The sequence below is a fragment of the Tabrizicola sp. genome (assembly GCF_041913445.1).
Lineage (GTDB): Bacteria > Pseudomonadota > Alphaproteobacteria > Rhodobacterales > Rhodobacteraceae > Tabrizicola.
This window is the reverse complement of the sequence record NZ_JAYSFG010000003.1, coordinates 75343-99712: the sequence shown is the minus strand read 5'-3', so window position 1 is coordinate 99712 and position 24370 is coordinate 75343. Positions and strand designations below refer to the sequence as shown.

The following is a 24370-nucleotide window of genomic DNA, read 5'->3' as shown; positions in this document are numbered from 1 at the left end:
AAGCCAAACAGGAGTAACATCATGGCTATGAAGATCCGTCTCGCGCGCGGTGGTTCCAAGAAGCGCCCGTTCTATTCCATCGTCGCCTCCGACTCGCGCATGCCGCGCGACGGCCGCTTCCTGGAGAAGCTGGGGACCTACAACCCGCTCCTCGCCAAGGACGACGAAAAGCGCGTCGTCATGAACATGGAGCGCGTGACCTACTGGCTCTGCCAGGGCGCCCAGCCGACCGACCGCGTCGCCCGCTTCCTGGAAGCCGCCGGCGCCCGTCCGAAGGCTGTCCGCAACAACCCGAAGACCGGCACCCCCGGCAAGGCGATGGCCGAACGCGCCGCCAAGAAGGCCGCCCGCGCCGCCGAACCGGCTGCCGAGTAAGCCCTTGACCGGCCAGTTCAGCCCCCAATTCCGGGAGGAGCTGGCCGACCTCATGCGGTGGCGGCGCGACGTGCGCCGCTTCCGCACCGACGCCGTTCCCGAAGACCTGCTCGCCCGCGGCCTGCAGGCCTTTGCCCTCGCCCCGTCCGTGGGCCTGTCCGAACCCTGGCGCATCCTGCGGGTCAGCTCTCCGCAAGCCCGCGCCGCCTGCCTGGACAACTACCGCGACTGCAACGCCCAGGCGCTGGCCTGCCAGTCTGACGACCGCGCTGCGGCCTATGCCCGGCTCAAGCTCTCCGGCATGGCCGAGGCCCCTGTCCACCTTGCCGTCTTCTGCGACGATGCCACGCCCAAGGGCCACGGCCTGGGCGCCGCCACCATGCCCGAAACCCGCGCCTATTCCGTCGTGGGGGCCATCACCCACCTCTGGCTCGCCCTTCGCGCACAGGGCCTTGGCCTCGGCTGGGTCTCGATCCTCGACGCCGCCCGCCTGGCGCAAGACCTTGACGTCCCGCCCAACTGGCGTTTCATCGGCTATCTCTGCATCGGTTGGCCCGAGGAGGACGACATCGTGCCCGAACTGGAACGCGCCGGCTGGGAAGCCCGCGCCCAGGCCCTGATCCTGGAGACGCGCTGACATGTCCGACCTGATCTGCATCGGGGCCATCGCCGGGTCCTTCGGCGTCTCCGGCGAAGTCCGGCTCAAGTCCTTCTGCTCGGAACCGACCGACATCGCCGCCTACGGCCCCCTCTCGACCGAGGACGGCACGCGCCTGTTCCACATCACCCTCACCCGACCCGTCTCGGGCGGGCTGGGTGCGCGGATCAAGGGTATCAACACCAAGGAACAGGCCGATGCCCTGCGCGGCGTCACGCTGCACGTCCCGCGCGAACGCCTGCCCTCGCTGCCCGACGACGAATTCTACCACGCCGACCTGATCGGGCTTTCCGCCTATGACACGGGCGGCGAGCTGATCGGCAAAGTCACGGCCGTCTACAACCACGGTGCAGGAGATATCCTCGAAATATCGACCTCGCGTCATAAATCGGCCCTGCTTTTGCCCTTTACCCTAGCAATCGTGCCCAATGTCGACCTGGCCGCTGGCCGCATTGTCGTCGACATGCCGGACGAGACCGACTGATCGGCCCAATCGGGGGACTGGGGTGCAGGGAAGGAAGATTAGGTGATGCTGACACGCATGCGCCTTGCCAAGGGCATGGCAGCCTTGCTCTACCTCGGGCCGCTGATCGCGGGCCTGTGCGGCTTCGGCTGGAGCATGGTGTTTTCCTTCACGGCAATCTTCGTCGTCTGGCTGATGGTGCTCCGCCCCGAGCAGTGGCCCTCGACCCCGTCCGAATGGCTGACCGCCCCGGCCTGGCTCGCGGCGCTGGCGCAGGTGCTTTCCCAACTCCTTCTGGTCTGCATCCTGTTCGCCATCGGGCGCGGGCTGGGTGGGTTGGCGAATATCGGAGCCGTCGACCTTGACCCGATGTTGCCGCTGTCGGTCTCCTTCCTGGCCATCCCGCTGTGCCGTATGCTCTGGGACGCCCGCGAGGCGGCAAGCCTCGGCTATTTCCTGGATGACGAGGCCGAGGCCGCCCATTCCAGCACCGCGCCCGGCCTTGCCGCGACCTCGATCATCCCGCTTCTGAACCTGCCCGACACCGCCCCGGATGCCGAGGTTGCCGCCGCCGTTGCCGACGCTCTGGACGTCCCGGCCGCCGACTTGCGGTTGAACGCGCTCACGGCGGCCTTGTCCAATCCGAACCGCAGCCATGCGGCGCTCCGCCGCGCGCTGGTGTTCTGGGCCACCGAGCCCGAGATCGTCGCGCCGGGCCAAGTCGCCGAAAGCATGGCCAACGCCTTCGAGATTGCCAATGGCAACCTCGACCTCCTGCGGCTTTACCTGCCCCGCGCGATGGCCCTGATCGCGGCCTTCCCGACGCGCGCCAGCGATTTCCCCGATCCCGCGCGTCTGCGCAGCGTTGCCGACAACCTGCCCGACTCGGATCTTCCAGCGCATCTGCAGGACGACCTCAGCGACGGCCTCCGCGCCTTGGCCCGGTCGGTCGAGACGGCGCTTGGCTCGCGGGCCACGACGGCCCAGCCTGACGCACCCCCGGCACCGCAGGCCGCGCCGCGCACCGCGTGATCCGGGGCTTTCCAGGCCCGGCCTTTCGCGCTAATCCCCGCCCATGTCCGACGCCCCCGACACCCCGAAAAGCCACGGTCGCCTGTCGATCCGGCCCACGCTGAAGCCCCGCGACCTCATGGAAGAGCCGCGCTTGGTCAAGGGCGCCTTCACGGCCAAGATCATCACGCTGTTCCCCGACGCTTTCCCCGGCACCCTGGGCCTGTCCCTGACCGGCAAGGCGCTGGACTTCGGGCTCTGGCAGCTGGAAACCATCGACCTCCGCGACTTTGGCGAGGGCAAGCACCGCAACGTCGACGACACGCCCGCGGGCGGCGGGGCCGGTATGGTCCTGCGCCCCGACGTGGTGGACGCGGCCTTCCGCCACGCCCGCATCGGCACCCCCGTCGACCGTGCCCGCTGGCCCGTCATCTACCTCTCCCCCCGCGGCGTGCCCTTCACCCAAGCCACCGCCCGCCGCCTGGCCCAGGCCGATGGTCTGACCCTGCTCTGCGGCCGGTTCGAGGGCGTCGACCAGCGCGTCCTCGACCACCACCAGGTCGAAGAGATCAGCCTTGGCGACTTCGTCCTCACCGGCGGAGAGATCGCCGCCCAGGCCATCCTCGATGCCACCGTTCGCCTGATCCCCGGCGTCCTCGGCAACGCCGCCTCGACCGAGGAGGAAAGCTTCTCCGACGGCCTTCTCGAACACCCGCAATACACCCGCCCCGCCCTGTGGGAGGGGCAAGAGATCCCCGCCGTCCTCCAGTCCGGTAACCACGCCGAGATCGCCAAATGGCGCCGCGCGCGGTCGGAAGAGCTGACCCGGCAACGCCGCCCGGATCTGTGGGAAAAGCGGGGCCGCTGAAACCCCGGCGGCCCTTGACCGAACCCCGCCTTCCCCCTATACGCGCCCGGTCCGGGACCGTCAGGCCCACGGACCCGATTCCCTTTGCCTGCCTGCCTTCTTCCGCAGGGTCATCGCGACGGGACGGCACCACACAAAGCAGGCGCCACCTGCGGCGGGCTTCCTGGGCAACCAGGGGGGACCCGGACGAAGACCGGAAGCTCTGGCGCGGCATCACCTCTGCGGAAACCACCGCAGGCAAAATGGAGACAGCGCATGAACCTCATCGCGCAGATCGAGGCCGAGCAGATCGCTTCCCTCGGCAAGACCATCCCGGACTTCAAGGCCGGCGACACCATCCGCGTCGGCTACAAGGTGACCGAAGGCTCGCGCAGCCGCGTGCAGGCCTATGAAGGCGTCTGCATCGGCCGCAAGGGCGGCGCCACGATCGGGGCGTCGTTCACCGTCCGCAAGATTTCCTTCGGCGAAGGCGTGGAGCGCGTGTTCCCGCTTTACTCGACCAACATCGACTCGATCGAAGTGGTCCGCCGCGGCAAGGTCCGTCGCGCCAAGCTGTACTACCTCCGCGCCCGTCGCGGCAAATCGGCCCGGATCGCCGAAGTCACCAACTACAAAGAAAAAGCCGAGTGAGGAGTGGAGCCATGAAAGCCGATACCCATCCCGACTACCACACCATCACCATCAAGATGACCGATGGCTCGACCTATACGACCCGGTCGACCTGGGGCAAGGACGGCGACACCATGTCGCTCGACATCGACCCGCTGGCGCACCCGGCCTGGACCGGCCAGCAGGCCAAGCTGATGGACACCGGTGGCCGCGTGTCGAAGTTCAAGAACAAGTACGCCGGCCTCGGTTTCTAAGACCCGTCGCAAGCGATCCCAGAACGCCGCCCCATCCCGGGCGGCGTTTCCATTTGGAACATCCCCCTGCCGCAGCGGTTGCCCTTACCAACCCTGAAAGCGAGGACCAGATGCACCATTCGGAAGAAACCCACGAACTCTTCGTCACCGGCCTGCGCAACGCGCATGCGATGGAAAGCCAGGCCCTGTCGGTGATTGACGCCCAGCTTGGCCGCCTGGAAAGCTACCCCGAGATAATCGCCATGCTGCAGCAGCACCGGCGCGAGACCGAGGGCCAGATTGCCCGGCTCGACCAGATCTTCGAAGGCATGGGCGAAAGCGCCTCGACCCTGAAGGACACGGCGATGTCCGCGATGGGCTCGATGCATGCGCTGGGCAACGCGCTTGCGGCTGACGAGGTGCTGAAGAACCACATGGCCGACTACATGTTCGAGCACTTCGAGATCGCCGCCTACACCTCGCTCATCACGATGGCGCAGGCGATGGGCCACAGCTCGGCGCTGCCCCTCCTGCAGCAGAACCTGGCCGAGGAGCAGCGCTTCCAGCAGATGCTGATCGAAAGCCTGCCCCGCGTGACCGAAGAGTTCCTGGCGCGCACCGCCAGCGGCCAGAAGGCCGACGTCTGACGCGTCCGGGATCGGCGAAAACCCGCTTTCCCCTGCCACCGTCCCCGACTAGAACGCGGCGGGACGCAAGGCAGGGGACAGAATGGCGCGGATCATCGTCGTCGGGAACGAAAAGGGCGGCTCGGGCAAATCCACCACCTGCATGCATGTCGCAACCGCCCTTGCCCGCCTGGGCCAACGGGTCGGGGCGCTTGACCTCGACCTGCGGCAGAAAAGCTTCGGCCGCTATATCGAGAACCGCCGCGCCTACATGGCGCAGGCCGGCCTTGACCTGCCCACGCCCGACTATCGCGACCTGCCCGATCCCGACCCATCAAGTGGCGAGAACCAGGACCACCGCCTGACCCGCGCAATCGAGGCAATGCACGCCGAAAAGGACTACATCGTCATCGACTGCCCCGGCAGCCACACGCGCCTGTCCCAGGTCGCCCATACGCTTGCCGACACGCTGATCACGCCTTTGAACGACAGTTTCGTCGATTTCGACCTCTTGGCGCGGATGGACGGGTTGACCGGCAAGATCAAGGGGCCGTCGATCTATTCCGAGATGGTCTGGGGCGCGCGGCAGATGCGGGCACAGGCGGGCCTGCAGCCGATCGACTGGATCGTCGTCCGCAACCGGCTTGGCGCACAGCAGATGCACAACAAGAAAAAGGTCGGCGCCGCGCTGGAAGAGCTGTCCCGCCGCATCGGCTTTCGCGTCCTGAACGGGTTTTCGGAACGCGTGATCTTTCGCGAGCTCTTCCCGCGCGGCATCACGCTTCTGGACCTGAAGGACACCGGCGTCGACCAGCTGAGCCTGTCGAACATCGCGGCCCGACAGGAACTGCGTGACCTGATGGCGGGCCTCAGGCTTCCGTCTCTTCAGATCGGCTTTTGAACACCGGGCCACCAAGGCCCACATGGTTCACGATGCGCGTGCGGTTGACCTTCTTCAGACGCTTGTCGAAGGTCGTCTCTTCCTCGGCCTTGCGAACGCGGCCAAGGCCAATCTTCTTCAGCAGCTTGATCGTCTTTTTCATGGGGCGTCCCTTTCGGTCTTGCCCTTCTTGTCCTGTCAAAGCGGGGCAGGACTATGGCAGTCTATGACAATTACCGAGTCGGGTTTGCGCTCATTTGGCGACAGAGCGTGTCCGTTTTTGCCACATGCATGACCGTCTACAGCGACCGGCCCCGCAACCAGGCGGCCCAGGCCTGCTTCGAACCTGCGAAGACGTTGATGTCCACCGGCCCCGCGATCCCGGGAACCCGGCCGGTCGAGGTATACTGCCAGAACGTCCAGGCGTTGCCGTCATAGACCCCATGCGGATGATCCGCGACCGAGCGCAGCCAGAACTCCACCCCGCTCAGCCGCCAAAGCTCGGTGTCATCGAAGAAGTCCACCGTGGTGTAGACCAGCGGCCTCTGGCCGTAATGCCGTTCCAGGATATCCAGGAAGATCCTGGCTTCCTTGCGGATCGTCTCCCCGTCCCGGCGGATGGTGCAGGTCGGGCTGAAGGGCGTCCATTCCATGTCCAGGATCGGGGGCAGGGCGCCCGGCGTCTTCGGCACATGCCGGATGAACCAGCGCGCCTGCTCGGCCGCCGGGCGGCAATGGTAGAAAAAGTGGTAGGCCCCCCGCATGACCCCCGCCGCCCCCGCCCCGCGCCAGTGGCTGTCGAACAAGGGGTCCACCATGTCGCCGCCCTCGGTCGCCTTGATGAAGGCGAAGTTCACCCCGTTCGCCCGCGCGGTCGTCCAGTCCACCTGAGTCTGGAACCGCGACAGGTCGATCCCGTGCACCGGATACCGGTCGGGAGACCGCCCCGGCCAGTCGGTCGGGTCGCTGTCGGTGAAGTTCGAGCTGGTGACGGAAACCTCCAGCGCCTCGGGCGCGGCATCGCGCCGGGCACCCCCGCAGGCGGCCAGGACAAGGAAAAGCAGGACAACAAGGCTCCGGATCATGGGCAAAGCCTGCCGCGTGGCGCCCGGACTGTCACGCCGGAAATCGGGGCGCCACGGGCCCGTCGGCCCCGATGGGCAACCTTCCGCGCACCCGCGCTGACGGGTTACCCGAACCGCGCCGGTGAGAGTTGCGAGACCAGGCCCGCGTCCAGCTCGGGCGCGCGGCCCCCGATCAGGTCCGCCGCCAGCCGACTTGCAGCCGCGCTGGTCTGGAACCCGTATCCGCCCTGGCCCGCCAGCCAGAAGAAGCTGGGCTCCCGGACGTCCGGACCGATCACCAGCACCCGGTCCGGCGCAAAGGTCCGCAGGCCCGCCCAGTTGGAAATCAGCCGCGTCACGGGTTCCGTCACCATCTCCTCGTACCGCGCCAGCCCCTCGGCCAGGACCATGTCGTCCGCCCAGGCATCATGCGGCTCCATCAGGTCCTCCTCGGCGGGCGACACGATCAGCGCCCCGGCGTCGGGCTTGGCGTACCAGTCCTCGCCCGGCCCGAACATCATCGGCCATTTCGACAGGTCGTGCCCACCAGGAGCCGGTATCCGCGCCATCGACCGGCGGTAGGGAGTGAACCCCAGCGTCCCCACCCCCGCCAGCGCCGCCACCTGGTCGACCCAGGCCCCGGCCGCATTGACCACCATCCGCGCCGTGAACTGCCCCGCTGCCGAGCTGACCCGCCACCCGGCTCCATCCTTCGCAATGGCACTGACCCGCGCCTTGGTCACGATCCGCGCCCCACGCCCCTTCGCCTCGCGCGCGAAGCCCTGGATCAGAAGGTCGGTGTCCACATCCTCGGCATGGGCCGCATAGCCCGCCATCGCGACCGTCTCCGGATTCAGGATCGGCACGATCCCCCGCGCCTCCTCGACGCTGATCCGGTCGAAGGCCATCTCCACCAGGTCATGCTCGAAGGCCTCGACCCCGTCCGCCTTGCCCACCAGCAGTAGCCCCCGCGGCGACAGTACGCCCGGGACGCTGCGGAAATAGGCCTCCGACGCCATCGACAGCCCCACCACCGCAGGCGCGCCATAGCGCGGCTCGAACAGCGCCGCCGACCGGCCAGAGGCATGGTGCGCCAGCGCCTCCTCGGCCTCCAGCACGACGACCGACCCCAATTCCGACATCCGCGCCGCCGCCGAAATCCCGGCGATCCCGCCCCCGATGATCAGGAAATCCGCATCCATTACATGTCCCTCCACGAAAGAAAGGGCACGGGTCGCGCCCCATGCCCTTTCATCTTTGCACAAATATCCCGGGGGTGCGGGGGCTGGCCCCCGCTTTTCCGACCTAGGTCACTGCGGAATGTCGCCCGTGATCCCTTCGACGTAGAAGTTCATCCCCAGAAGATCGCCATCCGGAGCGGTCGCGCCCTCGGCAAGCCACGGCGAGCCGTCCTGCTTGTTGATCGGCCCGGTGAACGGATGGTAGGTCCCCGCCGCGATCGCGTCGCGCAGCGCCTCGGCCTCGGCCTTCACCTCGGCCGGCACCTTGTCGGTGATCTCGCCAATCTCGACCTCGCCACCGGCGATCCCCTCCCAAGCGTCCTGCTGCGCATAGGTTCCGTCCAGCAGCTGGCCCACGCGCTTCACGTAATAGGGCGCCCAGTTGTCGATGATCGACGACACGCGCGGCCCGTCCTTGTACTCCGCCATGTCCGATGCCTGGCCGAAGCCGATCACCGCGCCATTGGTCTTGGCCGCCTCGGCCAGCGGAGCGGTGGAGTCGGTGTGCGACGCGATCACGTCCACGCCCTGGTCGATCAGCGCCTTGGCGGCATCAGCCTCCTTGGCCGGGTCGAACCAGGTGAAGGCCCAGACCACCGACAGCTCGACGTTCGGGTTGGCCTTCTTGGCGTGCAGGTAATAGCTGTTGATCCCCATGATCACCTCGGGGATCGGGAAGGACGCAATGTAGCCGATCTTGTTCGACTTGGTCATCTTGCCCGCGATGTGGCCCTGCACCGCGCGGCCTTCATAGAAGCGCGCGTTGTAGGTGGAAACGTTCGGATGCTCGCGCTTGAAGCCCGTGGCATGTTCGAACTTCACGTCCGGGAACTTGGCCGCGACGGCATTCGTCGGGTCCATGAAGCCGAAGGACGTGGTGAAGATGATGTTGCAGCCACCCAGCGCCATCTGGGTCAGCACGCGCTCGGCGTCCGCACCCTCGGGCACGTTTTCCTGCCACTGGATCTCGACCTTGTCGCCGAACTCCTCCTGCACGGCCAGGGCACCCTGGTGGTGCTGGAAGGTCCAGCCGCCGTCGCCGATCGGGCCGACATAGACGAAGCAGGCCTTCACCTTGTCCATACCCTGCGCAAAGGCCCCGCCCGAGGCCAAGAGCAGCCCCATCGCGGCGGTCGCCAGCAGATTTCTCCGTTTCATTCTTCTTCTCCCCGTGGTGGCGGCACCTTTCGCGGCACCGCAAGTTGAAGCCTCATCGCGAGGCGTGAAAGTTCTGTCCCAACGACGCAGGAGCACCATTGGCCTTGCCCTTCCGCCCCGCCGACATGATGACCAGCACAAGGATGGTTATCAGATAGGGGGCCATGGACAAGTACTCGACCGGGATGGCACTGCCCGCGACCTGCAGGTTCAACTGCAGCACGGTGATGCCGCCGAAAAGATAAGCACCGATTAACACCCGCCAGGGTTTCCAGCTGGCGAAGACCACGATGGCAAGCGCGATCCAGCCCGCACCCGCCGTGATCCCGTCGACCCACTGTGGCACCCGGGCGAGGCTGATGTAGGCCCCGCCCATCCCCGCCATCGCGCCGCCGAAGGCAATGCACATCAGGCGGATGCGGTTGACCTTGTAGCCAAGCGCATGGGCCGCCTCGTGGCTTTCGCCCACGGCACGGATGATCAGGCCGATCCGGGTCGACTTCAGCACCCACCACAGCACTGCCGTCATCAGGATGCTGAAATAGACCATCCAGTCATGCCCGAACAGGATCGGTCCCACCACCGGCAGGTCCGCCAATGCGTCCGGAAGCAACTGCTGCGTCGGCGGCGGCTTGATCCCGTTGTAGCCCTGCCCGCCAAGGCTCGACACCCCCAGCCCGAACAAGGTCAAGGCCAGCCCCGTCGCCACCTGGTTTGCCAGGAACACCTGCGTCAGCGCGGCAAAGATCAGGCTCAACGCCGCCCCCGCCGCGGCGCCGCCCAGGAAACCCAGAACCGGGCTCCCGGTCTGCACGGCCACGATGAACCCCCCCAGGGCGCCGATGACCATCATCCCTTCGACGCCCAGGTTCAGCACCCCGGACCGCTCGACCACCGTCTCTCCAAGGGCCGCCATCAGGATCGGCACGGCCGAGGCCATGAGCGTCGCGATCAGGATGACCGGGTTGATACCGCCAAGATCCATCAGTGCGCCCCCACAGCCAGCCGGAACCGGTAATTCGTCAGCACGTCCACCGCGAGCAGGAAGAACAGCAGCATCCCCTGGAACACTTGGATCGCCGCGTCGGGTAGGCCAAGGTTCGTCGATGCCATTTCACCCCCCACATAGGTCAGCGCCATCAGGAACCCCGCCAGCACGATCCCCAGCGGGTTCAACCGCCCGAGGAACGCCACGATGATCGCCGTGAACCCATACCCGGTGTTGAAGTCGATGCTGATCTGCCCGGCCGGCCCCGTGACCTCGAACATCCCCGCCAGCCCCGCCAGCGCGCCTGAGATGCCCATGCAAAGCACCACCAGCCGCGTCGGCGACACGCCGTGGAACCGCGCCGCCCTCGGCGCCTGCCCGGCGAGCTTGATCTGGAACCCCGCCTGGTGCCGCGTCAGGAGGATATAGGCCAAGACCGCCGTCACCAGCGCCGCCACCCCGCCCCAGTGCAGGCCCAGGGGCTCATACAGGAACCCGTTCTGCGCCGCCGGATAGCTGGAGAAATTGCGGCTCCCCGGAAAGCCCATCCCCTCGGGGTTCTTGAGAAAACCCGTCGAGGCCTTGGCCAGGATCGTCTCGGCCACATAGACCAGCATCAGACTGACGAGGATCTCGTTCGTGTTGAACTTTGTCTTCAGGATCGCCGGGATCATCGCCCAGGCCCAGCCCCCAAAGGCCCCCGCGATCACCATCACCGGAAAGATCCACCGGCTCTCCGTCGGAAAGACCGCCAGCCCCACCCCGGCGCCCACGATGGCGCCCATGATGTACTGCCCTTCCGCCCCGATGTTCCAGATCCCCGCCCGGAACCCCAGCGCGAGACCGATGGCGATCAGGATCAACGGCCCCGCCTTCACCAGAAGCTGCCCGCGCAGGTAGAAGGCGAACTCGCCAAAGACCGGGTCCCAGAAGATCGTCCGGATCACCTCGAACGGGTTCTTCCCCATCGCCGCGAACAGGATGCCCCCCGCGATCATCGTCAGGATCACCGCCACGGGCGGCGTCGCATAAAGCCAGAACTTGCTGGGGGTAGGGCGCTTCTCAAGCCTCAGCATGACCACAACCCATTTCATGTCCACAAATATCCCGGGGGGTCTGGGGGGCTGGCCCCCCGGTCCGAAGGTTCCACAAGCGGGCCGCTTCAAGGTCCAGTGCAACGCTGCAACCCGCGCCTCCCCTCCCCCTCCGTGGGGAGGGGCCGGGGGTGGGGGGCACCCGGCCAGTCACATCACGCCACATGATGCGCGACCTCCATCCCATGCGCCCCGCCCATCATCAGCCCGATCTCGTCCATCGTCAGACCCTCGGTCGGCCGCGGTTTCGTCAGCCGCCCCTCGTTCAGCACCGCAAAACTGTCCGAGACTTCCAGCAACTCATCCAGGTCCTGCGAAATCACCACCACCGCCGCGCCCTCTCCGGCCCGGTCCAGGATCGACTGCCGGATCTGCGCCGCCGCCGCCGCATCCACGCCCCAGGTCGGCTGGTTGATCACGATGACCGAGGCGCCCTGCATCAGCTCGCGCCCCATCAGGAACTTCTGCAAGTTCCCCCCCGACAAGGCCCGCGCCGCCACATCCGGCCCGGGAGTCCGCACGTCATAAGCCGCGATGATCTCCTCCGCGAACTTCCGCGTCCCGGCCCAATCGACAAACCCGTTCCTCGTCAGCCCCTTCCGCACCCCCGCCGTCAGGAACGCATTCTCCACCAGCGACATGTCCGGCGCCGCCGCGTGCCCGTACCGATCCTCCGGCGCCGCCACCAGCCCGGCGCGCCGCCGCTCAACCGGCCCGCAGTCGCCCACCGGCTGCCCCGCGATCCGCACCTTGTCCGCCGAGGCCTTCAGCTCCCCCGACAATGCGAGCAAAAGCTCATCTTGCCCGTTCCCGGCCACCCCGGCGATCCCCAGCACCTCACCCTTCGCCACCGTGAAACTGATCCCCTTCAACGAAGTCCCGAACGGAATCGGCGACGCCACCGACAGGTCGCTCACCCCCAGCGCCACCTCGCCCTTCGCCCCCACCCGCCGCTCCGGCGTCTTGAGCGTCGCACCCACCATCAGCTCCGCCATCTCCCGCGCCGTCCGCTCGCGCGGCGTGCAGGTCGCCACGACCTTCCCCCGCCGCAGGATCGTCGCCTCGTCGCAAAGCGATTTGATCTCCTCCAGCTTGTGGCTGATATACAGGATCGCTGTCCCCTCCGACGACAACTGCCGCAGCGTCTTGAACAGGATCTCCACCTCCTGCGGCGTCAGGACCGAGGTCGGCTCGTCCATGATCAAGAGCTTCGGGTCCTGCAGCAGGCACCGGATGATCTCCACCCGCTGCCGCTCCCCCGCGCTCAGGTCCCCCACCATCCGCGACGGGTCCAGCGGCAGCCCATACTCCTCCGACACCGCCCGGATCTTCGCCGCCAGCTCCCGCATCGGCGGCGGGTTCTCCATCCCCAGCGCCACGTTCTCTGCCACGTTCAGCGCCTCGAAGAGGCTGAAGTGCTGGAAAACCATCGCCACCCCCAGCCGCCGCGCCTCTGCCGGTTTCGACGGCGTGTAAGCCGCCCCCCGCAGCGTCATCGTCCCGCTGTCAGGCCGCACCAGACCATAGATCATCTTGACCATGGTCGACTTCCCCGCCCCGTTCTCCCCGAGCAGAGCGTGGATCTCCCCCTCGCCAATCGAGAACGTGACATCCGAGTTCGCCACCACCCCCGGATAGGCCTTGGTGATCCCCTCGACCCGCAACAGCTCTGGCCGCGTCATGCCCGCTTCTCCCCCAACCTTCACCTGAAAGGCCCGCAGCAACTCCGCCACCACCCCCACCGCAATCGCCTGCGGATGCTTGCCCAGACTTGGGTCCCCGATCGGACACCGGATCCGTCCCACCGCCGCCGCCTCATGCCCCAGCGCCTTCAGCCGAGACCTAAACCGCCCCCATTTCGTCGCCGACCCGATCAGCCCCAGGCCCTTGAACCCCCGCAGCAAAAGCCGATGGCACAGCTCCAGATCGAGAGCATGCGAAAACGTCAGCACCAGATGCTCCGCGTCCACCGGAGCATGATCCGCCACCAAAGCCGGGTCACTCGCCGGAACTACCGTCACCCCCTCCGGCACCACGTCCGGAAACCGCTCCGGCCCAACATCCACCCAGGTCACCGCAATCCCCGGCAGCGGAGCCAAGACGGACACCAGCGCCCGCCCCACATGCCCCGCGCCCCAGACCCAGACCTGCCGCTCCGCCTCCATCACCGGCTCCACCAGCCACCCGGCCACCAGCCCCGAGGCAGGCTTCACCCCCTGCCCCCGCGCCGCCGCCAAGACCCGCTTCACCGCCAGCGGCATCTCCCCGACGCCCCGGGCAACAACCCCCGCCACAGCCTCCGGCACCGCCTCGAACACCTCAGTCCAAAGCACCACAGCCCCGCCACAGCACTGCCCAAGGCTGGGCCCCAGAGACACCCGCTCCACCCGAGGCGCAACAGGCCCCCTCCCCCCTCCGTGGGGGAGGGCTGGGGTGGAGGGGCACGCCGCCAGCCACTCGCGCGCCCTCCCAGCCCCCTCATACTCCAGCGCCCCGCCGCCAATCGTCCCCGACTGCCCGTCCTTCCAGACCAGCATCGACGCCCCGACCTCACGCGGAGACGACCCCTCCACCCCCGCGATCACCACCCGCGCCACCCGCCCATGCGCCTGCAAAGCCGCCGCCAATGCCGAAAGGTCAAACACGCTCAACCCTCCGCACCGCCATCAACACCCGCTCCGCCGTGGCAGGAGCATCCAGCGCCGGATACACAGACCCATCCCCACAAGCCGCCACCGCATCGGACAGCGCATACAGCGCCGAGATCCCCAGCATGAACGGAGGTTCCCCCACCGCCTTCGACTTGCCCACCGCATCCTCCCGGTTGGGCTTCCCCCACAAGGCCACGCGGAAATCCCGGGGACGGTCCGAACAGGCCGGGATCTTGTAGGTCGACGGCGCATGCGTCGCCAAACGTCCCTTCCCGTCCCACACCAGCTCCTCCGTCGTCAGCCAGCCCGCCCCCTGCACATAGGCCCCTTCCACCTGGCCAACATCCAGCGCCGGGTTCAGCGAGGTCCCCGTGTCATGCAGCAAATCCGCCCGCAGGATCCGGTTCTCCCCGGTCAGCCGGTCGATCACCACCTCCGTCACCGCCGCGCCGTAGGCGAAGTAGTAGAACGGCCGCCCGACCCCCTTCACCCGGTCCCAGATGATCTTCGGCGTCGCGTAATACCCCGTCGAGGACAGCGACACCCGCGCCTGATAGGCCCAGGCCACAACGCGCGCCCAGTCGTAAACCTCGCCCGCCACGCGAACCGTCCCGTCCACGAACCGGACCGACGACGGCTTCACCTGATGCTTCTCGGCAATGAACTCCGCCAGCCGCCCGCGAATGGTCTCCGCCGCCGCCTTCGCCGCCATCCCGTTCAAATCCGACCCCGAGGATGCGGCGGTCGCAGACGTATTCGGCACCTTCCCCGTATCCGTCGCAGTGATCTTCACCATGCCGACGTCCAGCCCGAAGACCGACGCCGTCACCTGCGCCACCTTCTGGAACAGCCCCTGTCCCATCTCGGTCCCGCCGTGGTTCAGCGCCACGCTTCCGTCCTGGTAGACATGCACCAGCGCCCCCGCCTGGTTCAGCCAGGTCAGCGTGAAGGAAATCCCGAACTTGACCGGAGTCAGCGCGATCCCCCGCTTCAGCACGGGCGAGCGCTTGTTCCACTCCGCAATCTCCGCCTTCCGCGCCCGGTAGTCCGAGGTCCGCTCCAGCTCCGCCACCAGCTCATGCCCGATGAAATCCTCCACCGGCATCATGTAGGGTGTCGTCTGCACCCGCCCGTCCGAGGGCACCTCATGCGACCCGACCGGAGCCGCCGCCCCGCGCGATGTCAGGTCCACCTCGGCCCCGCTCCCCTGGCCTTTCATCTTTGCTGAAATATCCCCGCCGGAGGCATCCGACGTCTCCATCCCGCGATAGAAGTTGGCCCTGCGCACCTCCAGCGGCTCGCGTCCCACGACGAAGGCCACGTGGTCCATCACCCGCTCGATCCCCACCATCCCCTGAGGGCCCCCGAACCCGCGATAGGCCGTGGCGCTGCAGGTGTTGGTCTTCAGCCGATGCGATTCAATCCGCACATGCTGCAGGTGATAGCAGTTGTCCGAGTGCAGCATCGCCCGGTCCGCCACCGGCAAGCTCAAATCCTGAGACCATCCGCAGCGGAACAGATGCGTGAATTCCAGCCCAAGAATCCGCCCCTCGTCATCGACGCCAGCCCGGTACAAAATCCGCAGGTCATGCCGCTTCCCCGTGATGACCATGTCGTCATCCCGGTCATAGCGCATCCGGCACGGCCGCCCCGTCGCCTTCGCGGCCACCGCACAGGCAATCGCCAGCGCGTTCCCCTGGCTTTCCTTCCCGCCAAACCCCCCGCCCATCCGCCGCACTTCCACCCGCACGGACGACATCGGCAGATGCAAAGCATGCGCGACCTTGTGCTGGATCTCGGTCGGGTGCTGGGTCGAGGAATGGATCACCATATCCCCGCCCTCCTGAGGCACCGCCGCCGCGACCTGGCCCTCAAGGTAGAAGTGCTCCTGCCCCCCCACCTCGAACGACCCTTCGACGACCCTCGGAGCCTTCTCGATGGCCCGCGCCGCATCACCCTTGGCCCAGACCACCGGCCCCTGCTCGAACCGGCTGTTCGCAGCCAGCGCGTCATCAACTGTCAGCAACGCCGGCAACTCGCGGTACGTCACCTTCCCCAACCGCGCCGCCTTCCGGGCCGCCAGATGGCTCTCCGCCACCACCAGAAACACCGGCTGCCCGACGTAATGGACCTTCCCCACCGCCAGCAGCGGCTCATCCGCCGCCGAGGGCGAACAGTCTGGCATCTCGTCGAAATCCTCCGCCGACAAGACCGCCACCACACCGGGTGAAGCCCTCACCGCCGACAGATCGATCCCCGTGATCTCGCCATGAGCCACAGTCGACAACCCGAACGCCAGATGCAGCGCATTCGCCACCGCCAGGTCATCCACATACCGCGCCTGCCCCGTCACATGCAGCGGAGCCGCGTCATGCGGCAGGGCTTTCCCCATGCTCATGGCGCCACCTCCAGCACCGACACCGGCACGCCGTTCAGATCATGGAAATACCGCCGCAAAAGGTTCTGCGCCGTCAGCATCCGATACGCCGCCGAGGCGCGCATGTCCGACAAAGGCGCAAAATCCCCCGCCATCGCCTCCGCCGCCGCCTCGACGCTCGCCTCGGTCCAGGCCTTCCCGACCAAAGCCGCCTCAGCCAAGGACGCCCGCTTCGGCACCCCGGCCATGCCCCCGAACGCGATCCGGGCCGAGGTCACCACGCCCGCCTCCACGACCACGTTGAAACACCCGCAGACCGCCGAGATATCCTGGTCGAACCGCTTGGAAATCTTGTAGCACCGCAGCGCCGGAGCCTTTTCCGGGAACGAAACCCCCGCCACGAACTCCCCCGGCCTCCGGTCCTGCTTCCGATACTCCAGGAAGAAGTCCTCCAGCGGCATCGACCGCATCTCATCCCCGCGCCGCAGATGCAGCGTCGCGCCCAGCGAAATCAGCGCCGGCGGCCCGTCGCCAATCGGAGACCCATTCGCAATGTTCCCCCCGATCGTCGCCGCATTCCGCACCTGCACCGACGCATATCGCCGCAACAGCTCCCCGAACGACGGCAACCGATCCTTCACCGCCTCCCGCAGCGCAGAAATCGTGACGCAAGCCCCCACATGCAGCTGCCCGCCCTGCACCTCGATCCCCTTCAGGTCCTCGACGCCGTTCAGGAACGCCACCGGCCGCAACTCCCGCAGCTGCTTCGTCACCCAAAGCCCCACATCCGTCGCGCCCGCCACCAGCACCGCATCCGGGTTGGCCACATACCACTCCGCCAGCGCGTCCGAATCCGAGGGCCGGAACACCCCCACCTCCCCCGCCGCGAACGAAGCCACCGCAGCACGATCCGCCACCATCCACGCCGGCACAGCATCCGAAGCCGCCGCCTCCGCCGCCCGGACGATCGGCGCGTACCCCGTGCACCGGCACAGGTTCCCCGCCAGCTGATCGTCGTGATCCGTAGCGCCATTCAGATGCGCCACCGCCATGCTCACCACGAACCCGGGAGTACAGAACCCGCACTGCGACCCGTGGTGAGAAACCATCGCCGCCTGCACCGGATGCATCTCGCCCTTCGGCCCGCAGATCCCCTCCACCGTCCGCACGGCCTTCCCGTGCAACTGCGGCAGGAACAGGATGCAGGCGTTCAGCGCCTTCGAGCCCTCGGCATCGGTGACCATCACCGTGCAGGCCCCACAGTCGCCCTCGTTGCAGCCTTCCTTGGTTCCACGAAGACCGCGCACCTCGCGCAGCCAATCCAAGAGGGTCCGCGTCGGGGCTTCCCCCTCGATGCGAACCGGCGTTCCGTTCAACAGAAACGCAATGCTCATCCGTCTGTCCGCCGCCTTCTCCCCATTCGAGGCACTCTGCGGGATCGCCCGATGCGGCGTAAAGCGATCCACGCGCCCCTTCTTCTGGTTATCACTCCATCAAGAAGGCCAGCCCGATTCAAGGCAAGAACAAACTATTCGGGAAAAGGCGAAGCACTTACGTGATTCTGCCGAAGAATTCACCAGTCGGCCGCAGGTGACGCAAAGGTAAGGCATCCCTTACTCGCACATGCATAACCATGCATATATACGCCGCGAACCGTTAGCATACACACAAATGGATTTTTCCAATGGACTTCGCAACCACCCTCAAATTCGCTCACGTTCTCGCCGCCGTCCTCTGGGTCGGCGGCGGTTTTACCACCATCCTGGCCAGCATCCTGCTCAATGGCCGCAGCCCGGCCGAGGCGCAACTGGCCATCGTCCGCGCGACCACGCTTCTCGCCCCGCGGCTCTTCATCCCCGCCTCCATCCTGACGCTCGCGACCGGAGTCACCCTCCTCTTCATCGCCGGCTGGGGCTGGCAGCCCTTCACCGTCCTGGGCCTTGCGGGCGTGATCTTCACCGCGGGCTTCGGCGCCCTCGTCCTTGGCCCGTCCTGCGAACGCGCGTTGAAACTGGCCGACACCCACGGGGCCGAGGCCGCGATCCCCTCGCTCCGCCGCGTCCAGCGCCTTGCCCTGATGGACTACGCCGTCCAGTTCGCCATCGTCTTCCTGATGGTCGTCAAACCCTCGTGGAGCGATTTCGCGATCTTCGGCGGCATCGGGGCGATCATCATCCTCGCCGCTCTGGCCGCTCTGCGACCCCTGCCGCGCGCAACGGTGTAAGGGTCTATATCGCGCAACCCGGATCCGCAAAGTTCCGGGCTGCGCCATCGCCTCCGATCTGACAGGATGATCCGGACCCATCAACGGGACGGATCATGCTGACGCTCTACTACACCCCCAAGACCTGCGCCCTTGCGACCCATATCACGCTGATCGACGCCGGGGCCGACTACACGCTCAAGCGTATCGACTTTGCCAAGGGCGAACAACGCGCGCCCGAGTTCCTGGCCCTGAACCCCAAGGGCCGCGTCCCCGCGCTGGTGACACCCCAGGGCATCCTGACCGAAACCACCGCGCTTCTCACCTACATCGCCCAGACGCACCCCCAGGCGAACCTCGCGCCGACCGAGCCCTTCGCCTTGGCCCGGCTCCAGTCCTTCACCGCCTTCCTTTCCTCCACACTCCACGTCGCCCACGCCCACGGCCCCCGTGGCAGCCGCTGGACCGACGACGCCGCCGCCCAGGCCGCGCTGAAAGCCTATGTCCCCACCTCCGTCACCGCCGCCTTCAAGCTGGTCGAGGACACGATGCTCGAAGGCCCCTTCGTGATGGGCGACACCTACACCATCGCCGACCCATACCTCTACACCATGTCCACCTGGATCGAGGGCGACCAGGTCGACGCCACCCTGATCCCCCGCGTCATGGCCCATCGGCAGATGATGTCCGAACGCCCCTCCGTGATCCGCGCGCTGGCCGAGGAAGCCTGACCCTCCTCGTTCGTCTTCGCCTCCTCGTCGGTCGACCCCAGCGAGGAGCGACGAAGTCGCGCGCGGGCCTTCCCGTCGCCAATCAGCCGCGCTAGACTCCCCCCATGCCCGGCGCGAACCCCCGTTTCATCCACCTGAGAACCCACACCGAACACTCGCTCCTCGAAGGCGCGGTGCCGGTGAAGAAGCTCGTCGGCCTCTGCACGGCGCAGAACATGCCCGCCGTCGCCGTGACCGACACGAACAACATGTTCGCGGCCCTTGAATTCTCGGTCACCGCCATGGGCGCAGGCGTCCAGCCCATCGTCGGCTGCCAGATCAGCATCGCCCACGACCCCGCCCAGCCGGGCGAAAAGCCGCGAAACCCCGCGCCCATCGTGCTGCTGGCCCAGAACGAACGCGGCTACATGAACCTGATGCGGCTCAACACGCTCCTCTACATCGAGGGGACCGTGGACAGCTCCACGAACCTGCCGCAAGTCACCCTCGACGAACTGGCGCAACACTCCGACGGCCTCATCTGCCTGACCGGAGGCCCCGATGGCCCCCTGGGCCGCTTCCACGCCACCGGCCAGCAGGCCAAGGCCCGGGCCCTCCTCGAACGCCTCGCCGCGGTCTACCCGAACCGCCTCTACGTCGAACTCCAGCGCCACCCCGGCCCCGGCGGGGCGCTCCCGGAAACCGAGGCGCTGGCCGAACGCGGGGCGATCGACCTCGCCTACGACCTCGGCCTCCCCATCGTCGCCACGAACGATGTCTACTTCCCCAAGGCCGACCTCTACGAGGCCCACGACGCCCTCATCTGCATCGCCGAAGGCGCCTATGTCGACCAGCAGCAGCCCCGCCGCCGTCTGACCCCGCAGCACTACTTCAAGTCCGAAGCCGAGATGGTCGCCCTCTTCGCCGACCTCCCCGAGGCCTTGGAGAACACCGTCGAGATCGCCCGCCGCTGCGCCTACGCCGCAACCAAGCGCAAGCCGATCCTGCCGAAATTCGCCGATGACGAGGTCCAGGAACTCCGCCGCCAGGCCAACGAAGGGTTGCAGGCCCGTCTCAAGGTCATCCCCCATTCCGCCACGCCCGAGGAATACCAGGCCCGCCTCGATTTCGAGCTTGGGATCATCGAGAAGATGGGCTTCCCCGGCTACTTCCTGATCGTGGCCGACTTCATCAAATGGGCCAAGGATCACAACATCCCCGTCGGTCCGGGCCGCGGCTCGGGCGCGGGCTCGCTCGTCGCCTATGCGCTGACGATCACCGACCTTGACCCCCTTCGCTATGCGCTCCTCTTCGAACGCTTCCTCAACCCCGAACGCGTCTCGATGCCGGACTTCGACATCGACTTCTGCATGGACCGCCGGGAAGAGGTGATCCAGTACGTCCAGGAAAAATACGGCCGCGACAAGGTAGCCCAGATCATCACCTTCGGCGCGCTTCTGTCCAAGGCCGCCGTCCGCGACGTGGGCCGGGTCCTGCAGATGTCCTACGGCCAGGTCGACAAGCTGTCGAAGATGATCCCGGTCGAAGGCGTCAAGCCCGTCTCGATCACCAAGGCGCTGGCCGACGAACCCCGCCTGCGCGAGGCCGCCAAGGAAGAGGTCGTCGGCCGCCTCCTCGACTACGCCGCCAAGATCGAAGGTCTCTACCGCAACGCCTCGACCCATGCCGCCGGCGTCGTGATCGGCGACCGCCCGCTCGACCAGCTGGTCCCCCTCTACCGCGACCCGCGGTCAGACATGCCCGCGACCCAGTTCAACATGAAATGGGTCGAAGCCGCGGGCCTGGTGAAGTTCGACTTCCTCGGCCTGAAAACCCTGACCGTCATCCAGAACGCCATGGACCTCCTGAAACTCCGGGGGATCGAGTTCGACATCAACCTGATCCCCCTGGACGACAAGCCGTCCTACGACCTCTACGCCAGCGCCAAGACCGTGGCCGTCTTCCAGGTCGAAAGCTCCGGCATGATGGACGCGCTGCGGCGCATGAAGCCCACCTGCATCGAGGACATCGTTGCGCTCGTCGCCCTCTACCGCCCCGGCCCGATGGAAAACATCCCGGTCTATTGCGAGGTCAAGAACGGCCTCCGCGACCTTGAATCCATCCACCCGACCATCGACCACATCCTGAAGGAAACCCAGGGCATCATCGTCTACCAGGAACAGGTGATGCAGATCGCCCAGGTCATGGCGGGCTACTCCCTGGGCGGCGCCGACCTCCTCCGCCGCGCGATGGGCAAGAAGATCGCCGAGGAAATGGCGAAGGAACGGCCCAAGTTCATCGAAGGCTGCAAGGCCACCCACAACATCGACGCCAAGAAGGCGGGAGAGGTCTTCGACCTCCTCGAAAAGTTCGCCAACTACGGCTTCAACAAGTCGCACGCCGCCGCATACGCCGTGGTCAGCTACCAGACCGCCTACCTGAAAGCGAACTACCCGGCCGAGTTCATGGCCGCCGTGATGAACTGCGACATCCACCTCACCGACAAGCTTGCCGTATACAAGCGTGAGGTCGACAAGCTGGGCCTCAAGACCATCGCCCCCTGCGTCAACGCCTCCCTCGCCACCTTCACCGTCCGCGACGGCGCCATCGTCTATGGCCTCGGCGCACTGAAGAACGTCGGCGTCGATGCCATGAACCTCATCGTCCAGGCCCGCGGCGACAAACCCTTCGCCACCCTCTTCGACTTCGCCCGCCGCGTCGACCTGAAACGCATCGGCAAGCGCCCCCTCGAGATGCTCGCCCGCGCCGGCTGCTTCGACCAGCTCGACCCCAACCGCGCCCGCGTCTTCGAAGCCCTTGACCCCCTCGTCGCCTACTCCGCCGCCATCCACGAGGCCGCGGCTTCCGCCCAGAACTCCCTCTTCGGCACCGCCGGGGCCGATATCCCCGAACCCCGCCTCCCCTTCCGCGACGATTGGCTTCCCACCGAACGCCTGTCCCAGGAACACCAGGCCATCGGCTTCTACCTCTCCGGCCACCCGCTCGACGACTACATGTCCGCGCTTCGGAAGAAAGGTGTCGAGACCCTGGCCCAGGTCACCCAGAAGGCCGAACGCGGCCCCTGCATCGCCAAGCTGGCCGGCAGCGTCTCCTCCCGCCAGGAACGCAAATCCGCCAAGGGCAACCGCTTCGCCTTCATCCAACTCTCCGACCCCACCGGCCTTTACGAGGTCACCTGCTTCTCCGACGTGCTCGAAGCCTCCCGCGATTACCTCGACGCGGGCTCCAATGTCGTCCTCACCGTGAAAGCCGAGCTCGAAGGCGAAACCCTGAAGCTCCTCGCGCAAGGCATCACCCCGATCGACGCCGCCACCGCCACCGCAGGTGCGCAGGACCTCCGCATCCACCTCGCCCGGCCCGAGGCCGCGCAGTCCCTCGCCGCACTCCTGTCGAAGGTCGAGGCCCGCACCCGCGCCCAGATCACCCTGTGCGTGACCGATCCGGCGGGGCGCGAGATCGACATCGACCTCCCGGGCCAGTTCCCGGTGAACCCGCAGATCAAGGGCGCGATCAAGGCCATGCAGGGCGTCCTCGCGGTCGAGGAAATCTAGCGCGGCAGGATCGCCCCGCGGACCGAGACGACCCGCTCGGCAAGCGAGGCGGCCGCCTCCAGGCAGCCCGGCACATCGGCGCCCCGGTCCATGGCCGCCAGGAAACCCGCGTTGAAACTGTCCCCGGCGGCCGTGGTGTCCACCACCGTCACATCCGCCGCGGCGGGCCGGTGGGTCCGTGTCCCGTCCAGCGAAATCGCCCCTTCGCCGCCGCATTTCAAAGCGCCCTCCCGGATGCCCATCCGCGCATAGCGCTGCAGGATCTCGTCGGTCAGCTCGTCGCCGAAAAGCGCCGCCTCGTCGTCCCGCGACGGGAAAGCGATGCTGCTCAACCCGATGAAGCGGGACATCTCCGCCCGCGCCGTCTCGGTGTCGGGCCACAGGACCGGGCGGTAATTGGTGTCGAACGCCACCTTCCCGCCGCGCGCGCGAAACCGCGCCAAGCCGTCCGCCAGCCGGTCGCGCGCCCCCTGGTCCAGGATCGCCACGCTGATCCCCGACAGGTAAAGCGTGTCGAACCCGTCCAGGAAATCCGGCGTCAGCCCGCTTCCCGGCGCGAACATCCGCCGCGCCGCCGAGGTTGACCGCCAGTACGAGAAACTCCGCTCGCCGCGAGAGTCCGTGTCGATCATGTAAAGCCCCGGCATCTGACCCGGCAGCCGCGCGACATGGGCCGTATCCAGCGCCTCGGCCTTCAGCGCATCGATGATCCGGTCCGACTGCCGGTCCGTTCCCAGCGCGGTCACATAGGCCACCCGGCCCCGCCCCAGTGCCCGCGACAGGTAGACCGCCGTGTTGAACGTGTCGCCCGCAACGCCGATCCGCGCCGTATCGCCGCCCGTGCGGGCGACCTCGACCATCACCTCGCCCAGGCAGGCGATCCGTCCCAGAAACATCACATGACCCCGAAGCGCTCGAAGGCCTCCACTGTGCTCATGCCGTTCTGGATGGCAAGACGAACCTTGTTCTCGGTCGAGGCCTTTTCGAAGGCCTTGGTGATGGCCTCCTCCGCCGCTTCCGAGGGGATCACCAGCACCCCGTCGCGGTCGCCATAGACGATGTCGCCGGGACGCACCGCCACGCCCTCGATCTCGATCGGCACGCGGTAGTCGACGACCTTGCCGCGCGGGCCTTGGTCCTGCGCGAAACTCCCCATGCAGAAGCAGGGGAAGTTCAGCTCCAGGATTTCATTGGTATCGCGGCAATACCCGTCCAGCACCGCCCCCGCCGCCTTCAGGTGGATCGCCCGCGTCGACATGAGGCCCCCCCACAGCGCATAGCGTGGGGAGGAGCCGGTGCAGATATACACCTCATGCGGCTTCAGGTCGTCCAAGGCCCGGAACATCAGCCCGAAGGGCTTGGCCGTCAGCGGGTTCTGGCCCTGCACGATGGTCCCGAAATGGTCCGCCTCCAGCACCGGCATGGCGCGGCCCAGCACCACCATGTCCTCCCGCACGGGCCTCAGGCGCGGGGGAAGGAACTGGTGGAGAAGGCCCATCGTGTCCAGGATGTCCCCCACCACGGCGGTGAACAGATTCCGCTTCATCGCGGCGAACATCTCGGCGTCGTCGGCAAACTTCATCGGCTAT

Annotated in this window: 23 protein-coding genes; 12 read left to right on the top strand and 11 right to left on the bottom strand. The window is 67.0% G+C overall.

Translation table 11 applies throughout. The features are described from left to right. Nucleotides 1–21: 21 nt before the first annotated feature. The 9 genes from rpsP (at nucleotide 22) to ACE3Q6_RS04605 (ending at nucleotide 5744) form a co-directional block, all read left to right on the top strand. The gene (gene rpsP, locus ACE3Q6_RS04645; protein ID WP_374429114.1) at nucleotides 22–375 is read left to right on the top strand and encodes a 30S ribosomal protein S16; all 354 of its coding nucleotides are present in this window, start codon (nucleotides 22–24) and stop codon (nucleotides 373–375) included. A 4-nt stretch (nucleotides 376–379) separates the two neighbouring features. Beyond that, complete coding sequence (bluB, locus tag ACE3Q6_RS04640; protein ID WP_374429108.1) at nucleotides 380–1012, top strand: 5,6-dimethylbenzimidazole synthase; 633 nt, start codon at nucleotides 380–382, stop codon at nucleotides 1010–1012. Between the two features lies 1 nt (nucleotide 1013). Then, a complete protein-coding gene (gene rimM, locus ACE3Q6_RS04635) occupies nucleotides 1014–1517 on the top strand; it encodes a ribosome maturation factor RimM (RefSeq protein ID WP_374429104.1) in 504 nt (167 codons plus the stop codon). A 42-nt stretch (nucleotides 1518–1559) separates the two neighbouring features. Then, entirely contained in the window at nucleotides 1560–2528 is a 969-nt protein-coding gene (locus ACE3Q6_RS04630; protein WP_374429100.1) for a hypothetical protein, read from the top strand. A 43-nt stretch (nucleotides 2529–2571) separates the two neighbouring features. Further along, nucleotides 2572–3375 carry a tRNA (guanosine(37)-N1)-methyltransferase TrmD gene (trmD, locus tag ACE3Q6_RS04625; RefSeq protein WP_374429095.1) on the top strand — a complete coding sequence of 268 codons (804 nt, stop codon included), beginning with the start codon at nucleotides 2572–2574 and terminating at the stop codon, nucleotides 3373–3375. Nucleotides 3376–3630: 255 nt separating this feature from the next. Continuing rightward, nucleotides 3631–4005, top strand: coding sequence for a 50S ribosomal protein L19 (gene rplS, locus ACE3Q6_RS04620; RefSeq protein ID WP_374429090.1), 375 nt, complete (start codon nucleotides 3631–3633; stop codon nucleotides 4003–4005). Nucleotides 4006–4016: 11 nt separating this feature from the next. Further along, nucleotides 4017–4238: a 50S ribosomal protein L31 gene (gene rpmE, locus ACE3Q6_RS04615; RefSeq protein WP_374429085.1), complete on the top strand. Its 222-nt coding sequence runs from the start codon at nucleotides 4017–4019 to the stop codon at nucleotides 4236–4238. A 110-nt stretch (nucleotides 4239–4348) separates the two neighbouring features. After that, complete coding sequence (locus tag ACE3Q6_RS04610) at nucleotides 4349–4864, top strand: ferritin-like domain-containing protein (protein ID WP_374429080.1); 516 nt, start codon at nucleotides 4349–4351, stop codon at nucleotides 4862–4864. Nucleotides 4865–4946: 82 nt separating this feature from the next. After that, nucleotides 4947–5744, top strand: a complete 798-nt coding sequence (locus ACE3Q6_RS04605) for a division plane positioning ATPase MipZ (protein ID WP_374429076.1) — start codon at nucleotides 4947–4949, stop codon at nucleotides 5742–5744. Here the strand turns inward: ACE3Q6_RS04605 and ACE3Q6_RS04600 are convergent. From ACE3Q6_RS04600 to xdhA, 9 genes are all read right to left on the bottom strand, one after another. Further along, the gene (locus ACE3Q6_RS04600) at nucleotides 5713–5886 is read right to left on the bottom strand and encodes a hypothetical protein (RefSeq protein WP_374429071.1); all 174 of its coding nucleotides are present in this window, start codon (nucleotides 5884–5886) and stop codon (nucleotides 5713–5715) included. The genes ACE3Q6_RS04605 and ACE3Q6_RS04600 overlap by 32 nt on opposite strands. A gap of 136 nt (nucleotides 5887–6022) precedes the next feature. After that, nucleotides 6023–6808 (bottom strand): GH25 family lysozyme, encoded by a 786-nt coding sequence (locus ACE3Q6_RS04595; RefSeq protein WP_374429066.1) that lies wholly within the window; start codon nucleotides 6806–6808, stop codon nucleotides 6023–6025. 104 nt (nucleotides 6809–6912) lie between these two features. Next, a complete protein-coding gene (locus tag ACE3Q6_RS04590; protein ID WP_374429061.1) occupies nucleotides 6913–7989 on the bottom strand; it encodes an NAD(P)/FAD-dependent oxidoreductase in 1077 nt (358 codons plus the stop codon). A gap of 108 nt (nucleotides 7990–8097) precedes the next feature. Further along, a complete protein-coding gene (locus ACE3Q6_RS04585; RefSeq protein ID WP_374429057.1) occupies nucleotides 8098–9186 on the bottom strand; it encodes a BMP family ABC transporter substrate-binding protein in 1089 nt (362 codons plus the stop codon). Nucleotides 9187–9238: 52 nt separating this feature from the next. Further along, nucleotides 9239–10171 (bottom strand): ABC transporter permease, encoded by a 933-nt coding sequence (locus ACE3Q6_RS04580; RefSeq protein WP_374429054.1) that lies wholly within the window; start codon nucleotides 10169–10171, stop codon nucleotides 9239–9241. Next, complete coding sequence (locus ACE3Q6_RS04575) at nucleotides 10171–11250, bottom strand: ABC transporter permease (RefSeq protein ID WP_374429672.1); 1080 nt, start codon at nucleotides 11248–11250, stop codon at nucleotides 10171–10173. The genes ACE3Q6_RS04580 and ACE3Q6_RS04575 overlap by 1 nt, the downstream gene beginning before the upstream one ends. A gap of 173 nt (nucleotides 11251–11423) precedes the next feature. Then, nucleotides 11424–13913: a xanthine dehydrogenase accessory protein XdhC gene (xdhC, locus tag ACE3Q6_RS04570; protein ID WP_374429050.1), complete on the bottom strand. Its 2490-nt coding sequence runs from the start codon at nucleotides 13911–13913 to the stop codon at nucleotides 11424–11426. Continuing rightward, nucleotides 13906–16317, bottom strand: coding sequence for a xanthine dehydrogenase molybdopterin binding subunit (gene xdhB / locus ACE3Q6_RS04565; RefSeq protein ID WP_374429046.1), 2412 nt, complete (start codon nucleotides 16315–16317; stop codon nucleotides 13906–13908). Before xdhB ends, xdhC begins: the two co-directional genes overlap by 8 nt. Next, nucleotides 16314–17690 (bottom strand): xanthine dehydrogenase small subunit, encoded by a 1377-nt coding sequence (gene xdhA, locus ACE3Q6_RS04560; RefSeq protein ID WP_374429042.1) that lies wholly within the window; start codon nucleotides 17688–17690, stop codon nucleotides 16314–16316. The genes xdhB and xdhA overlap by 4 nt, the downstream gene beginning before the upstream one ends. Before the next feature lie 290 nt (nucleotides 17691–17980). Between xdhA and ACE3Q6_RS04555 the strand changes: the two genes are divergently transcribed. From ACE3Q6_RS04555 to dnaE, 3 genes are all read left to right on the top strand, one after another. After that, nucleotides 17981–18520, top strand: coding sequence for a DUF2269 family protein (locus tag ACE3Q6_RS04555; protein WP_374429038.1), 540 nt, complete (start codon nucleotides 17981–17983; stop codon nucleotides 18518–18520). A gap of 95 nt (nucleotides 18521–18615) precedes the next feature. Then, a complete protein-coding gene (locus ACE3Q6_RS04550; RefSeq protein WP_374429034.1) occupies nucleotides 18616–19230 on the top strand; it encodes a glutathione S-transferase family protein in 615 nt (204 codons plus the stop codon). Nucleotides 19231–19334: 104 nt separating this feature from the next. Continuing rightward, complete coding sequence (gene dnaE, locus ACE3Q6_RS04545) at nucleotides 19335–22781, top strand: DNA polymerase III subunit alpha (protein WP_374429030.1); 3447 nt, start codon at nucleotides 19335–19337, stop codon at nucleotides 22779–22781. Here dnaE and ACE3Q6_RS04540 read toward each other — a convergent pair. Beyond that, the gene (locus ACE3Q6_RS04540; protein WP_374429026.1) at nucleotides 22778–23677 is read right to left on the bottom strand and encodes a sugar kinase; all 900 of its coding nucleotides are present in this window, start codon (nucleotides 23675–23677) and stop codon (nucleotides 22778–22780) included. The two genes, dnaE and ACE3Q6_RS04540, sit on opposite strands and share 4 nt — an antisense overlap. Further along, entirely contained in the window at nucleotides 23677–24363 is a 687-nt protein-coding gene (locus tag ACE3Q6_RS04535) for an RraA family protein (RefSeq protein ID WP_374429022.1), read from the bottom strand. Before ACE3Q6_RS04535 ends, ACE3Q6_RS04540 begins: the two co-directional genes overlap by 1 nt. Nucleotides 24364–24370: the final 7 nt, after the last annotated feature.